This is a genomic window from Arthrobacter sp. 05T47, assembly GCF_056395825.1.
Genome location: NZ_JBFTKG010000019.1, coordinates 1 through 13238, shown reverse-complemented (window position 1 = coordinate 13238; position 13238 = coordinate 1). Strand labels below are relative to the sequence as shown.

Annotated in this window: 16 protein-coding genes; 8 read left to right on the top strand and 8 right to left on the bottom strand. The window is 65.7% G+C overall.

Translation table 11 applies throughout. The features are described from left to right. The first annotated feature begins 141 nt into the window (after positions 1-141). A complete protein-coding gene (locus AC1DEY_RS14015; RefSeq protein WP_476868460.1) occupies positions 142-789 on the top strand; it encodes a hypothetical protein in 648 nt (215 codons plus the stop codon). Positions 790-801: 12 nt separating this feature from the next. On the opposite strand, the gene AC1DEY_RS14010 is transcribed toward AC1DEY_RS14015, so the two are convergent. Both AC1DEY_RS14010 and AC1DEY_RS14005 read right to left on the bottom strand, forming a co-directional pair. Then, entirely contained in the window at positions 802-1149 is a 348-nt protein-coding gene (locus AC1DEY_RS14010; RefSeq protein ID WP_476868459.1) for a UBP-type zinc finger domain-containing protein, read from the bottom strand. A 124-nt stretch (positions 1150-1273) separates the two neighbouring features. Next, positions 1274-2281: a DUF5996 family protein gene (locus tag AC1DEY_RS14005; protein WP_476868458.1), complete on the bottom strand. Its 1008-nt coding sequence runs from the start codon at positions 2279-2281 to the stop codon at positions 1274-1276. A gap of 175 nt (positions 2282-2456) precedes the next feature. Here AC1DEY_RS14005 and AC1DEY_RS14000 point away from each other — a divergent pair, with 175 nt between their 5' ends. Then, positions 2457-3206 carry a GAF and ANTAR domain-containing protein gene (locus tag AC1DEY_RS14000; RefSeq protein ID WP_476868457.1) on the top strand — a complete coding sequence of 250 codons (750 nt, stop codon included), beginning with the start codon at positions 2457-2459 and terminating at the stop codon, positions 3204-3206. A 16-nt stretch (positions 3207-3222) separates the two neighbouring features. Here AC1DEY_RS14000 and AC1DEY_RS13995 read toward each other — a convergent pair whose 3' ends face one another. Beyond that, entirely contained in the window at positions 3223-3555 is a 333-nt protein-coding gene (locus AC1DEY_RS13995; RefSeq protein WP_476868456.1) for a hypothetical protein, read from the bottom strand. A gap of 286 nt (positions 3556-3841) precedes the next feature. Between AC1DEY_RS13995 and AC1DEY_RS13990 the strand changes: the two genes are divergently transcribed. From AC1DEY_RS13990 to AC1DEY_RS13980, 3 genes are read left to right on the top strand one after another with little or no spacing between them, the layout of a single operon-like run. Then, positions 3842-4345, top strand: coding sequence for a molybdopterin-dependent oxidoreductase (locus AC1DEY_RS13990; protein WP_476868455.1), 504 nt, complete (start codon positions 3842-3844; stop codon positions 4343-4345). Between the two features lie 10 nt (positions 4346-4355). Then, positions 4356-5093, top strand: coding sequence for a ferredoxin reductase (locus tag AC1DEY_RS13985; RefSeq protein WP_476868454.1), 738 nt, complete (start codon positions 4356-4358; stop codon positions 5091-5093). Continuing rightward, complete coding sequence (locus AC1DEY_RS13980) at positions 5090-5434, top strand: DUF6510 family protein (protein WP_476868453.1); 345 nt, start codon at positions 5090-5092, stop codon at positions 5432-5434. Before AC1DEY_RS13985 ends, AC1DEY_RS13980 begins: the two co-directional genes overlap by 4 nt. Here the strand turns inward: AC1DEY_RS13980 and AC1DEY_RS13975 are convergent. Further along, positions 5431-5565: a hypothetical protein gene (locus AC1DEY_RS13975; protein ID WP_476868452.1), complete on the bottom strand. Its 135-nt coding sequence runs from the start codon at positions 5563-5565 to the stop codon at positions 5431-5433. The two genes, AC1DEY_RS13980 and AC1DEY_RS13975, sit on opposite strands and share 4 nt — an antisense overlap. 172 nt (positions 5566-5737) lie before the next feature. On the opposite strand from AC1DEY_RS13975, the gene AC1DEY_RS13970 reads away from it, so the two are divergent. Then, on the top strand, positions 5738-8404 hold the full coding sequence (locus AC1DEY_RS13970; RefSeq protein WP_476868451.1) for a PEP/pyruvate-binding domain-containing protein: 2667 nt from the start codon (positions 5738-5740) through the stop codon (positions 8402-8404). A gap of 133 nt (positions 8405-8537) precedes the next feature. Next, on the top strand, positions 8538-9044 hold the full coding sequence (locus tag AC1DEY_RS13965; RefSeq protein ID WP_476868450.1) for a hypothetical protein: 507 nt from the start codon (positions 8538-8540) through the stop codon (positions 9042-9044). 19 nt (positions 9045-9063) lie between these two features. Here AC1DEY_RS13965 and AC1DEY_RS13960 read toward each other — a convergent pair whose 3' ends face one another. Then, complete coding sequence (locus AC1DEY_RS13960; protein ID WP_476868449.1) at positions 9064-9414, bottom strand: DUF3846 domain-containing protein; 351 nt, start codon at positions 9412-9414, stop codon at positions 9064-9066. 376 nt (positions 9415-9790) lie between these two features. Between AC1DEY_RS13960 and AC1DEY_RS13955 the strand changes: the two genes are divergently transcribed. Next, positions 9791-10438 (top strand): hypothetical protein, encoded by a 648-nt coding sequence (locus tag AC1DEY_RS13955; protein WP_476868448.1) that lies wholly within the window; start codon positions 9791-9793, stop codon positions 10436-10438. Positions 10439-10918: 480 nt separating this feature from the next. Here AC1DEY_RS13955 and AC1DEY_RS13950 read toward each other — a convergent pair whose 3' ends face one another. The 3 genes from AC1DEY_RS13950 to AC1DEY_RS13940 all read right to left on the bottom strand — a co-directional run bounded on the left by AC1DEY_RS13950 (position 10919) and on the right by AC1DEY_RS13940 (position 13175). Beyond that, the gene (locus AC1DEY_RS13950; protein WP_441408942.1) at positions 10919-11338 is read right to left on the bottom strand and encodes a cupredoxin domain-containing protein; all 420 of its coding nucleotides are present in this window, start codon (positions 11336-11338) and stop codon (positions 10919-10921) included. Between the two features lie 112 nt (positions 11339-11450). Continuing rightward, positions 11451-12242, bottom strand: coding sequence for a MerR family transcriptional regulator (locus tag AC1DEY_RS13945; RefSeq protein ID WP_476868447.1), 792 nt, complete (start codon positions 12240-12242; stop codon positions 11451-11453). 153 nt (positions 12243-12395) lie between these two features. Beyond that, entirely contained in the window at positions 12396-13175 is a 780-nt protein-coding gene (locus AC1DEY_RS13940) for an SDR family oxidoreductase (RefSeq protein ID WP_476868446.1), read from the bottom strand. Between the last annotated feature and the right edge of the window lie 63 nt (positions 13176-13238).

Genomic DNA, 13238 nt, shown 5'->3' with positions numbered 1-13238 from the left:
CCCGCGGCCGGTGACCGGTCGATGAACATTGGATGTCTTTCGGCTTCCGGCCTCTACCAGCGCCCTAAAATGAAGCGCAAGCCTCCGCCGCGGCGATCAATCCAGACAACCCAAACAACCCAGACGGGATGGGCGGCCACCATGGAATCTACTGCGGCAAGAGCTGCCAATGAAGCCGTCCCCGGCGTCTACGAGTCCGCCCGCCGCGCCGCCGCGGACCGCATGGAACGCGCGCTGGGACACGCCAGCAAGCGACTCCTCAAGCGCTCCGCGCCGACGAGCCTCGCCGTCGTCACCACCGGAACCGATTGGACCGCCTGGCATTTCGTGGCCCAGTCCCTCGGCTGGCCCTTGGAAAGTGAACACCAAGGCACTGCATTCCTGACCGTCGACGGCCGCATCTGCTTCTACCGCCAGTCCACGAGCTTCGGCGGAGACGAGTTCCTGAGCATGGACACCATTCTGAGTACATTCGAAGGCGGTAGCGCCGTAAAGAAGCTGGTCAATCCCAAGGAGCTGGTCCCGGCGTCGGGCCGCGTGATCTCTCTGCCGTCCCGCAAACCAGGAAAGGAGCCTGCCTGGACGGCTGCACCGCAGCGCCTGGTCGAAATCACCGACAACGTGGCTATTGCCCGCTGGCCCCGGACCGCCCTGGACAACCTGGTAAACATCGATTTTGACTGCAAAGGCAAGGTTTGGGTCACCTACTCCGAACGGGACCACCACCAGAACATCCCACTGAAGGACTGGCTCGCAATCGCAGCAGCCAAGCTCCTCATCACCGGCTGACTCCGCCCGTCATCAGTGCAGGTGCTGCGTCCAATCACCGGGCACGCGCGAGGCTGGGCCCGGAACGCTCTGATCTTCTGGGTGGTGGGCCGGCGGCTCAAGGTCCGGCCCGTCAATAAATGAGGAGCTTGGATAGTGGTAGAACCAGCTTTCGCCAGGCTCAAAGCTGCGGATGACCGGGTGGCCAGTAGAGCGCGCATGTGCCGTGGCGTGTTGGGCCGGCGAGGTATCGCAGCAGCCGATGTGACCGCATTGGGCGCAACGGCGAAGGTGCAACCACCACCCTCCGCCGGCCAGGCACTCAACGCAACCGGTCCCGCTGGGTGGAACCGACACTTCGATTCCAGAGATGGCGTCCATGTGGCTTCCCCCTCGGATGCGCGCCCTCGACTCACGCTCCACCCTACTCTCGTAGCCAATCCCAACGCAGGAAAGGGGCCCGGTGCGGATCGCACCTCGCGTGTCCTGCTGCCTGGGGGTTACATCACCGCCGCCAACGGCGGGGATCCACTTCAAGTCCCGCGCGGTCCCAGTTTCCTGTCACCGCGGCCGCCTCGTACGTGGAGCGGAGGAACCGCAACAGCGTGCTGTCGGGGTCCGGCGCGGTCCGGACATTTTCGTAGGGCAGGAGGTAGAGCTTGTCCTCCCGGCGGTAGACAACCCCATCGGTTTCCCGGATGTACTCCGCGTACCCTGCTGGTTCGGGGTACGCGTAAGCGTAGAAGGCCCCTTCATCCCCCACCCCGGGCCAGAACCCGCAACTGCTCAGCTCGTGGGAATAGCCCTCCACCATGACCCAATCCGCGCAGTTTGGGACACCTCCGGGGTGGGTGGGGGCCTCGCGTCCGGAGAAGCGGGCATATGCCAGGTCCATGGACCCCCAGAAGAGGTGGACAGGGCTGGCTTTGCCTCTGAAGTGCGAACTGAAGTCAGTCAGGACCCGGTCCACCTGAACCAGTTGCTGCCAGAAGATTCGTACCGCATCTGGGTCGTAGGATGCGTGCCGGTGGTCATCGGCGAAGGGTATGGCCGGGTCCACCTCGTTCGGGACTGCACGGATGGATGACTGGATGCCGAGCCTGGCAAGGGTCGCGAACACCTCCGCATAAAACTCGGCCACCGACTTGGGCGCCAGGACGATGCTCCCGGCGGAGCCATCGCTGGAGCGGACGTTCAGCCGGTGGTCACAGAAATCGAATTCCATGTCGAAGGCCCCGCGCCCATAAGGGATTGTCGACGTCGTCAGTCCTCGCGGCGTGACGTACAGGGTCACGTGCCACCAGTGGTTCAGCATCGGAGAATGCGCCATGCGGATCTTGCCGACGATCTGCGTCCACATGTGCACGGTGTCGCGGGTCTGAATCCAATCATCGACCCGTAGCCGGGGCCACCCGTTGTGGGTGCCAGGATCGTCAATGGCGTCCATCGCAGGTCCTTCCGTGCCGGACTCGTCCCGGCGCTCCCAGTCGGGGCCGTGGCGGGCAGTGGGCACGGCCGCTTCTGCGGGCGAGCCTACGCCGGTGCCGGAGGACCAGCAATGGGGTCCTGAGTGAGTTCCTGCTCGGGATGCAAGGCGTTGGACCTCTTCGCGACCACGCGGCGGGCGCGGAAGTTGCCGGACGTATAGGATCAAGCAAAACACCGAGCAGCGGAGGCCAGTGATGGGCGTGGACCGACCAGATGCAGACACCACCCGGCAGGAAAACAGCCCCGTCAGCGCCGAACTGGCCACCCAACTCAGCGAACTCGCCCGGGAGCTGCAACAGGAAGATGACGTCCACGCCGTCCTCTCCGGCATTGTCTATGCCGCCCTGGACCTGATTCCTGGTACCGCGCATGCTTCCATCAGCCTCGCGACAGGGCGGAAGACAATTGACTCCAAAGCCGCCTCGGGCGAGCTTGCACGCCGGGTCGATGCCCTGCAGAGTTCCACCGGGCAGGGGCCGTGCATGGACGCGGCCCACGAGGATCGGGTGGTTCGTGTCCCGGACCTCAGTCTGGAGGACCGCTGGCCCGATTTCGCCAGGGCGGCCGTGGAACTCGGGGCGCGAAGCATGCTTTCGTTCCAGCTGTTCGTTGAAGATGATCGGCTCGGCGCCCTGAACCTCTATGGAGCGGGTCCCGACGCCTTCGACGACGAGTCCGAACAGATCGGGTTGCTGGTCGCCGCGCACGCCGCCGTAGCGTTCGCGGATTCCCAGAAAATCAGTCAGCTCGGCGAAGCCCTGGTGGCCCGGCAGCTGATCGGCCAGGCCGAAGGCATCCTGATGGAGCGGTACAAGATCACGGCCGAGCAGGCCTTTCTGCTCCTCAGCCGTGCCAGTTCCAGATCCAACCTCAAGCTCCGGGACGTTGCCGAACATCTCGCCCGCAGTGGCGAAATAGTTACCCAGGGTCTCCCAGCATCTGAGGCGTGACGTCCCTGACCGCGGCTCAACCCCGCGGCAGGCTGATATCGACCGGGAAGGTCATGAATGCCGGCGTCTCGTACGGATGCGCGGACAGCGCGGCGTCGACGACGGCGCTGCGCCGGGAGCGCGGGTAAATGGCCTCGATCCGGGTTTCCGGCACCTCCTCGGGGGAATCGACGACGCCGATTGTCGGGTTCGCGCCGGGCAGCGGCGTGAAGCGCCCGGCGCCTTCGAGGCTGAACGAGCAGTGCGAGTAGTTGCCCAGCCTCCCCGCTCCGGCGTCGCCTATGGCCTGCCGGACCGCCTCGGCAGCTGCGGTGGGGACGTAGATGACCAGACAGTCCATTGGCTCCATGGCAGAAAGTGTGCCACGAGAGCAGCGACGGAGCAGCGCCATGGAAGTCGGCCGGCGAGAGGAGGAAGCCGAGCCAGTCATCAGGGCCGTGGCACCGGGCCGGAATGTTTGCATGTCTGGACCCTGTCCTGCCGTTGCCCTATCGTTGGGGCACCGACTACATTCGACCTGCGGATCTCCGCATCGGAGGTACATGATGGGAATCATCTCGTCCGGTTTTCATGGAAAACGGCGCACCGGCAATCCAGCGTTACCGCCCGGCCAATACGAGACGGGGAGCTTTCCCGTGCTGACGGCGGGCCCGGCACCCTATATCGCCCCGACGGACTGGAAATTCTTCATCACAACCGAGACGGGGCAGCGCCGTGCCTGGTCGTGGGATGAGTTCATGGCGTTGCCGCAGGATGACATCCGGACCGACATTCACTGCGTGACCAGCTGGTCCAAGCTGGGCACCTCGTGGCGGGGCGTGTCCCTGGACACCCTGTTCGAGGACGTGGAAACGTCGTCGGAATTCACCACCGCCCACTCCTACGGCGGCTATACAACCAACGTTCCCCTGCAGGACCTGCTGGACGGCCAGGCATGGGTGGCCTGGGAATTCGACGGTGAGCCACTGGAACGGGCCCACGGCGGCCCTGCCCGCCTGTTGGTGCCCCACTTGTACTTTTGGAAGAGCGCGAAGTGGATCAACGGCATCGAACTGATGCCACACGATGCTCCCGGATTCTGGGAATCCAACGGGTATCACATCTACGGCGACCCGTGGCGCGAAGAGCGCTACTCATGAGGCAGGACATATGAGCACCCTGTGGCGCGTTGCCGAGGTGGTCAGTGGAGTTCCCGAAACGGAATCATCCAGAACCATCGGGCTGCGCGTGGACGGTCTGAACGGCAACCTTGCGGGCCAGCACATCGATGTCCGGCTCACGGCTGACGACGGTTACACAGCCGTGCGGTCCTACTCCGTGGCGACGGCCGGAATGGACGAAATCTTGGAGATCACGGTTGACGAATTGGCCAACGGAGAGGTCTCCCCCTACCTGGTCAGGGACCTCATGGTCGGAGACCAGCTGGAGATCCGGGGCCCCGTCGGCGGCTGGTTCGTCTGGCGGCCGACCGATTCGAACCCGGTACAGCTGATTGCCGGAGGATCCGGCGTCGTCCCGCTCATGGCCATGATCCGCGCCCACGAGGCATCGAAGAATCCTTCACAGTTCCGGCTGCTCTACTCACTCAAGTCGCCGGAGACCGGGTTCTATCGGGACGAGTTGCTTACGTTGAGCCGGGAATCCCAAAAGCTCACCGTCGACCATGTGTACACACGCGCAGTGCCGGACGGTTGGCCAAGCGCCCCGAAGAGACTCACCGCAGAAACACTGCTGGCGAACATCCTGCCGGCAGAAGATTCTCCCGATATCTTCATCTGTGGCCAGACGATGTTTGTCGAAACGGTCACAGACTGGCTCGTGAAGGCGGGCTATCCGGCCGCCTCAATCAAAACCGAACGCTTCGGCGGAACGGGAGGAATCCGGTGACTGGCAGCAACGGCTCTTCCCCTGGCGCCGAGGACCCGCGCCTCGAGGACCAGGACATCGCCGGAACAGCGGGCAATCCGATACCTCACCTCGATGGAAACGCGGCGGCAGGACAGCTGTGGGAACTGTTCCGCATTGACATCGTCGCCGCGATTGGTCGATGCAAGAACTGTGGCGCCGTCAGGGTCTTCGGGGAAGCCGCCGTCTACACCGACGCCCCGGGAATCGTCGTGCGCTGCAGTTCCTGCGGGGGCGTCCTCCTGCGTCTCGTTGAGACGCCCACCAAGTTCTGGCTCGACGTCAGCGGACTCAGCTACCTTCAGATCGACCGGGAGAGCTAGGTCAACGGCCTTGGTGTCCGCCCGGCAAAGCCGGCAGCCGCGGCGACAGTGTGGTTCGGGTCCGTTCCGAGCCTGGCAGCCAGATTTTCCGCCGCCTGGATTACTGATATCTCGGACTCGAATAGTTTCATGGGCCTATTCTGCCGGAACCCCATCTGCTGGCTCCGGAGACCCCCGGGTCGTGCGGACGTTCCTACCGGGACCTGCGGCGCAGCTATGGCCTCTTGCCTGCGGTGGTGTCAGTATGTTGGGAATCAGGCTCACTCAAGGCAGCCCCGTTCCGGGCAGAAAGGACGCGCAGTCATGACCTACATCATCAACTTCGGCGATGTGGGACAGGGCGACGCCGCCTTGGCCGGCGGTAAAGGCGTCGGACTGGGAGGCCTCGTACGGGCCGGACTCCCTGTCCCACCCGGGTTTGTGCTGAACACCGCAGCCTATGCGGATTTTGTGGCGGCCAACCACCTCGCCGCGGGCATCCGGGAGCTAGCCTCCCTGTCGCCGCAGTCGACGCCAAAGGACTACGAGGATGCCTCCAAAGGGATCCGCGCCCTGTTCGCCGGCGGAACCATGCCGGCCGTAATCGCAGCAGAACTCGGCACCGCCTACGGGCTCCTCGGCGACGGAGATACGGCCGTGGCGGTGCGCTCCTCCGCCACAGCCGAGGACCTCGCCTCGGCCAGCTTCGCCGGCCAACAGGAGACCTACCTCAACGTCCGCGGGGTGCAGGCCCTGGCCGCGGCTGTCACTGATTGCTGGGCATCCCTGTGGACTGCGCGCGCCATGGCCTACCGTGCACGTGAAGGCATCGAACCGGACGCGGTCCGCCTCGCGGTTGTGGTCCAGCGGATGGTGGAGGCCGAGGCGGCCGGGGTCATGTTCACCGCCAATCCGGCCAACGGACGCCGCGACCAGACTGTGATCAGTGCCGCGTGGGGCCTGGGCGAGTCCGTGGTCAGCGGAACTGTCACCACTGACGACGTCGTTGTCGAAGCAGCGGCGGGCAGTGTGCTGTCGCGCCGGACTGCTGACAAGGAGGTCATGACCGTCTACGCGGAGCACGGCACGAGGGAGCAGTCCGTGCCGGCGTCCCGCCGCCGTGAGCCAGTTCTGGATGACCGTGCCGCGGCCCTGCTGGCCGGCTACGGGGCACGGATTGCGGACCATTTCGGTACGCCGCAGGACATTGAGTGGGCACGGGCCGGTGACGAGTTCTTCATCCTGCAGTCCCGGCCGATCACGGCGCTGCCTGAACCGGCGGCCGACACCCCCGATGTCTGGACGGTGCCCTATCCGAAAGGAATGTACTTCCGGGCGAGCATCGTGGAGCAGTTGCCGGACCCGCTCTCGCCGCTGTTCGCCGACCTCATCGACGGCTCCGTTACCCGGTCGCTGAGAGCCTTGATGGCCGAGGCCGTCGGTCAGAACGTCATCCGGGAGGACGACGTCGGACTGCCTACCGTGAACGGCTACGCCTATTATTACTACCGCAACTCCGGTATGTGGCGGGTGATGGGCAAGTCGTTGACCGCGGTTCGCGCGCTGGCCCGCGGCAAGGCGCACATGGGGGTGGCCGGGTGGCGGAACTTTTCGCATCCGCGCTACGAGCGGGTGATCCAGGACTGGTCGTCGAAGCGGGTCCGGGAGCTTTCCGGTGGGGAACTGCTTGAGGGTGTGAAGACGTTGCTGGACGCCGGCACGGTGTACTACACGGCGGTGCAGTCGATCATTCCGATCGCCGCGACCAGCGAAGTCACCTTCCGGGCGTACTACGACAGGCTCGTCCGCCGCGATGGGGACCCCCCGGCGCAGACGTTCCTCCTCGGCTACGACAGCGAACCCATCCGGGCTGAGAAGTCACTGTACGACCTCGCGGTGTGGGCCCGGGGGGTTCCCGGGCTTGCACCGGCGATCCTCGATATGCCGACGGCGGCACTGGTTGAGTCGCAGCGCACCGGGTCCATCCCGGCCGGTTTCGACCAGACACTGTGGCAACAGTGGCAGGCGCGCTTCCAGGCTCACCTGGACCGTTTTGGCCATGCGGTCTTCAACCTAGATTTCCTCAGCCCGGTGCCGGCCGATGATCCGTCGTCGCTGCTGGAGACGGCGAAGTTCTACCTGCGCGGGCAGGGCAATGACCCGCACGAGCGCCAGCGGCTGTCGGCCGCACGGAGGGAGGACCAAACCAACCTGGCGGTCAGCCGGCTCGGGCCAAAGCGGCGGGCCGGCTTCCTCCGGTTGCTGCGGTGGGCGCAGAGCGCGGCCCCGATCCGCGAGGACGCCTTGGCCGACGTCGGTCTGGCCTGGCCGCTGCTGCGGCGCATGCTGCTGGAACTCGGGCAGCGTCTGGTTCACTCCGCGGTCATTGCCCAACCGGCCGAAGTGTTCTGGCTGCGCGAGCAGGAGCTGCGAAGCGCCGTCGAGTTCGGCCTTGCCGCGCCGGGCGAACCGGCCGCAGTGGCAATCACCGGGGCGGACCGGCCCGTCCGCGCAGACGCCGTCGAAGAGCGCAAGATGCTTTGGCGGGGCCAAGCCAAGGCCGCTGCCCCGCAGTTGCTCCCGGAGAGCCGGTGGATGCAGCGGGCCTTCGGGAGCATGATGCCCGCAGGCTCACAGGACCAGCCAGGCGACATTATCAAGGGCGTCGGCGCAAGCGCGGGCCGGGTCACCGCTCCGGCGCGCGTCCTGAGGGGGCCCCAGGATTTTGCCCTGATGGTCCCCGGGGACGTCCTGGTGGCCCGTATCACGACGCCGGCGTGGACCTCGCTGTTTGCGATGGCCTCCGCGGTGGTCACCGACGTCGGCGGCCCGTTGAGCCACAGTTCAATCGTGGCCCGTGAGTATGGCATTCCCGCCGTGCTCGGCACCGGGGTGGCCACCCAGCGGCTCACCAGCGGGCAGCGGATCCGCGTGGATGGCGACGCCGGTACCGTCACGATCGAGCAAACTGCCACTGGGCAGGAACCCTGAGCGGATACCCTCCGGTGAGCGGACAGTTGTGCAACACTGATCCGATGTCCATGGGCGTCTTCGCTCAATTCCGCTAGATGCACCTTCCGTGGACCAAATGGCCCGGCGTAGTGCCAGGGCGTAGATTGTGGGCATGGAACAGATTTCCTCCGGCCGCCGGGAAACGATCGCTGACCGCCTGCTGGGCATTGCGGAGTTCAGCCACGCCCACTGGTTCTTCGGCAACCTCTACGAGGCCCTCGTCAAGATCCCGCACCGCGTCGCCGCATCGGAAGCAAGCCCTGAACTCCCCCGGTCGCCCTTTGGAGCGGGAAGCCCGGGCCGCTACTACGCCCCGATCGCACCGCTCAATGCGCCCGTCGCCGTCGCTGCCCTCGTGGCCGGCTGGAAGCATTCCAACTCCAGAGGCTGGCTGATAGTCGCTGCCCTGGGCTCCGCGACTGGTGCGGCCGCCACCGCGTACTTGCTCCGGTCCATCAACCCACGCTTGTTCTTCAGCCCCCACCCGCTGAGCGAGATGCGCCGCAAACCCCTGCTGACGCGGTGGTACCGGATTCACGCCATCAGGCTCACGGCCAGCGCCATTGCGCTCGTAGCCATCCACCGCGCGCGGACAATCCGGCTGACCAGCCGCGGATGAGGTCCGGCGCGATCCCCCGTTAAGCAACCAGCCGGGTGTCGAACATTTCTTCTGCCCGCCGGATCAAAGGCTCGGGGACGTCTGCCTCCTCGCCGAGATCGCCGCGGCCCAGGAAGATAGCGGTGCCGCGTGCCACCCCTGCCAGGTCCAGGCCGCAGTCATCCATCAGCTGGGCGGCACGCAGGTTCGGTGGAAGGTTCACAATCACGCCTTCGGCGTTGAGGAAGACACGCCAGTCACCGCGTGTCACGTCCTCAATGTCTCCGCCAACCAGGCTTTGCAGGGGCTGAAGGCCGGGTTCAACAGATTCAATCCGGATGGGTTCGGCGAGTTGAGATGGAATTATCAGTGCTGTGTATGCGGTTCTCATTTTTGGTCTGTAGTAGTTAACAACGCTGGCCGAAGGTGTGTTCCCAGACGCCGGGCCAGGGGCCTTGCCTGATAGTCATTGTCCTCTTGACTTTGGCGCTATCGCCGGCGGCAGGAGCAGGGTCTAGAGGATCCGAAGCCTTTTGGGCAGCCCGACGCTCTCATCAAGGCACTTATGAACAAGGACCTCGTCGATGAATACTTTCTGCTGGTATCGCCGATCGTGCCCGGGAGTGGCATGAAGATGCCGCCGTCCCGACTGGCAACTCAGCGGAAAAGCCCGCAAGCTAGATAGGGGGTAACCAGGGAGAGCCGAACGCGCTCCCGCCGCACAGGAAGGCCCCGCAATTCCGAAACCAAAACGCCAACTCAATCCATTGATCCTCAAGTACCTCAAGGCCGGCGAGGCCGCCCGTGCTGCTGCCGGGGGCCTTGGCGAGCTCAAGCCGGTCGAGCCGGTCGCGCGGCGGGAAGGGCTGCCGCTTCTTGGCCATGACCAGGTCTACGTGATGAAGTACGGGACCGAATACCATACGGCGTGGTGTCCTGTTGTGGCCGACAAATGGAGCCACGCACCCCGGGGACTGCTCGTTACCCTGTTCGCGGACGCCGGGGCGCGTACCCCGTGCCAGGAATGCGACCGGCACCTGAAAGCAGCCAGGGTGATGCCCGAACCGGAATCCCCCATCCGCCCAGGAACCACGCCGGAGCCTGAGGCCGTGATTCCGCTGACGGTCGTAGGCGTCGCCCACGGAATCCTCTTCCTGGCCGCGGGGCCCGAACATCAGGAACGACTCAAGGAGACCGCGGTGGAGCCGGCRACCCCGCTGCTCGTGGGCGGGCGGCGGGACGGCATGGTGGTGCGGGTKGAGGCCGCCCGCGACGAACCMCTCCTGGTTGTCCAGTTGGACCCCCGCGCCACGTTCCTGAGCGGCCCCTACCAGGTGCGCCTGCGCCGYCCCCTKCAGCGCTCGGCCACCAAACCCTACGCCGTGGAGTGCGTCGAACCCGCGCCGCAGGGGTAGCTTGCAACAGGCAACCGGACGGCAGCAGGCCACACCGGGCGTGCMTGCGSGCCAGGCGACATCARCGCTGATGGACTTCGCASCCMAGGCCGGAAACAACCCAGCCACCAGGAACKGTGCGGCTGACACCCACGATCCAGTCRCCACTGCGCACCGTCTGCTCATCAGCTTGTTTCCATTCATCGGTTGGGGCGCCGRCRGGCGCGACCACCGACTTGGCCCACGCCGCAGCGGCCGCCTCAGGCGTCGGGTCCCCCGGGACACTCGTGTCGATATCCGCGACATAGGCACCGTGACACGCCACGGTCGACGCCGCTTCCCTGGCCATGTCGGTCGACGCCGGTGMCGTGGCACACGAGGACAAGGCGAACAKAAGAACGGCCGTCATTCCGCCCGCRCSGACGGTTTTTCCCATGGGCGAAACCGTACTGCCRGGGCCGCACGACGCATATGCTCCCCGTGCTGAGCTCRAGTCCGCGGTCACTTAACGGTCARTGAGCCGTGCATGTTGGAGTGATACCTGCAGTGGAAGGGGTAGGTGCCGGGCTGGGAAGGTGCTTTGAAGGTGGCCGTACCGCCGTTYTCCTTGACCTCGACATCAAAGAGYGTCGCATCCTGGTCAGCAGTCACCGTGTGCTCGGCCGTATCCAGGTTGACCACCTTCACCTCCGCACCGGGAGCCACCGAGCCGGGGATCTCGTAGGCGAAGCTTTTGATTGTGATGGCCGCCGCGGCGGCGGTTGCCGCCCCGCTCCCCGTTCCTGGYGCGGTCGACGCCGCCGGGGCAGAGGTTGCGGCCGTCGTGGCCGGCGCGGGTGTTCCGCCACCTCCGGCACACCCGCTCAGCCCTATCAAAACCGTTGCCAACACAAGTGCAGTCCGTGCCCTGTTGCTCGTCATGATGTGCCGTCCTCGATGCTGGAGGGGGCTGCGGAATCAGCCCGGCTTCCTTCCATTCTGCATCCGCCGCTTCCAAAAAGCACCGCGAAAAAACTCGGCCAAAAGGACGTTGTCAGGGTTGCGCCCTTACCTTTTCCARGTAGGCCATCAGTCCGGTCAGTTGYTCCGCGGACCATGGCAGATCGGCGCTGAGGGCGGYGCTATTTTCCTGCCACATGGAGCGGGCGGCGGTTTTGGTCTGCTCGCCCGAGTGGAACAAGGATCCGACTTCCTCCCAGGCCCTGGCCCACTCCCGGRCCGACGGATCCGAGACCGGCGTCCCGTTCCCTGCGTGCCGGAGGCCTTCCTCGACCAACGCGGYCCATCGGGTTTTGGCCGCCTCGATGCGGCCGGCGCCGAGTTCTGTTCTGCGGTCGGCCAGTTCCTGGCGCTGTTCGGTTGTGAAGTGGTTTTCGAGCACGGCAATCATCTCCAATGTTGATAGGAACTGTTCCGGGTCCGGCATGGCTGGCCCGTCCTCGTATGAAGGGYCGTTGTGTGAGGGGTCGATGCGYGACAGCAGGTCCCGTAGCCGGTCCTGGACTGCCTGGATCTGCTCGGCCTGCCGGCGAGTGTGYTGCAATTGCCGCTCCAGGAGCGTGCGCAGCGAGGCCATATCATCGGCGGCGGTCCCCAGCGCGGGGCCGATATCGGCCAGCGGGAGTCCAAGCATCTGCAGTGCACGGATCCGGTACAGCCGCCGCACGTCTTCCTCGGTGTAGCGGCGGTGGCCGGCAGARGTCCGCTTGCTTGCCGAGAGCAAACCAATGTCRTCGTAGTGATGGAGGGTCCGGACCGTGACGCCACACGCGCTGGCGAGTTCGCCGATGCTCCACTGACCTGCCGCACCGCTCGTCTCTTTCATGTGGACAACCGTAGATCCTCACGCAGCGTGAGGATCAAGACCCACCGTGTCGGCCGCTGCGGCGGCCCCCGACCGTMGTGGGGCCGTCCCGCCCGGTCAGCCAGCTKTCCCGACGTCGGCGACCGTTTTCCATGCTGCCAGYGTCCCGGGGAGCTAGTGTCCGGCGGCGCCGAGATCGTCCCGCACCCGTACGGGCTCGTCGGCRAGCGGCATGTTCGCCGCGTCCCGGACGCCGTCGAGTGCGCCGGCACCGTCCGCTTCAAGCCGGCCAAACAGCGCGTCAAAGTCCTCCGGTGCCGGGCCGGCGGTTGCCACCAGTTCGAAGGTCTTGCGCAGYGCGGAGCCCGAGCCCAGGCTCCGGACCAGGACCTCCGCRATCTGTCGGCGTGCGATGACCCCGTCGCTGGAATTTCCGGCCTGGCGGGTGTCGCCCTGCAGGAGGACGAGCCTGTGCTCGTTGGGCGCGTTGTAGTCGAACCATCCGGGCCGSACRATCGTATARGGCAACCCGCTGGCCCGCACGAGACGCTCGGAGCGCCGCTTCCAGTCGTGCGCCTCGGTCGAAAGGTTGTAGGCGCCCGTSCGGTTGGTGACGCCGATCGCCGTCATCAGGGCGATGCGCGCCGTGCGGGASCCCAGCGCGGTCAGCACGTTGCGCACCCCGCCGTAGTCGATGCTTTCCGCCCCGGMTTTGCCRCCGTGGGAACCGTGGGTGAACACGACGGCGTCGATCCCGTCCACGGCAGCGGYCAGGGTTTCCGGCCGCGTGAGATCCCCGAAAACCACTTCGGCCCCGACAGGCAGTTGCCCGGCCTTGCCAGGATCGCGGACCAGGGCACGGGTGAGGTACCCGTGCCGGAGAGCCKCTTCGACCACCAGATGCCCAATGCTGCCGGTCGCACCAACAACAAGGACGGCGGTGGGGTTACTCATGCCGGGACGACTTCGTTGAGGACCCGCAGCGCGTTGAGCGTCCGGGGGTAGCCGATGTAGGGC

Excerpts from the sequence above, each read along its gene's own strand:
- AC1DEY_RS13985 (WP_476868454.1), top strand. The coding sequence starts at position 4,356 with ATGAGCACCCTGTGGCGCGTTGCCGAGGTGGTCAGTGGAGTTCCCGAA.
- AC1DEY_RS14010 (WP_476868459.1), bottom strand. The coding sequence starts at position 1,149 with ATGGACGCCATCTCTGGAATCGAAGTGTCGGTTCCACCCAGCGGGACC.
- AC1DEY_RS13965 (WP_476868450.1), top strand. The coding sequence starts at position 8,538 with ATGGAACAGATTTCCTCCGGCCGCCGGGAAACGATCGCTGACCGCCTG.
- AC1DEY_RS13975 (WP_476868452.1), bottom strand. The coding sequence starts at position 5,565 with ATGAAACTATTCGAGTCCGAGATATCAGTAATCCAGGCGGCGGAAAAT.
- AC1DEY_RS14015 (WP_476868460.1), top strand. The coding sequence starts at position 142 with ATGGAATCTACTGCGGCAAGAGCTGCCAATGAAGCCGTCCCCGGCGTC.
- AC1DEY_RS13970 (WP_476868451.1), top strand. The coding sequence starts at position 5,738 with ATGACCTACATCATCAACTTCGGCGATGTGGGACAGGGCGACGCCGCC.
- AC1DEY_RS13995 (WP_476868456.1), bottom strand. The coding sequence starts at position 3,555 with ATGGAGCCAATGGACTGTCTGGTCATCTACGTCCCCACCGCAGCTGCC.
- AC1DEY_RS13960 (WP_476868449.1), bottom strand. The coding sequence starts at position 9,414 with ATGAGAACCGCATACACAGCACTGATAATTCCATCTCAACTCGCCGAA.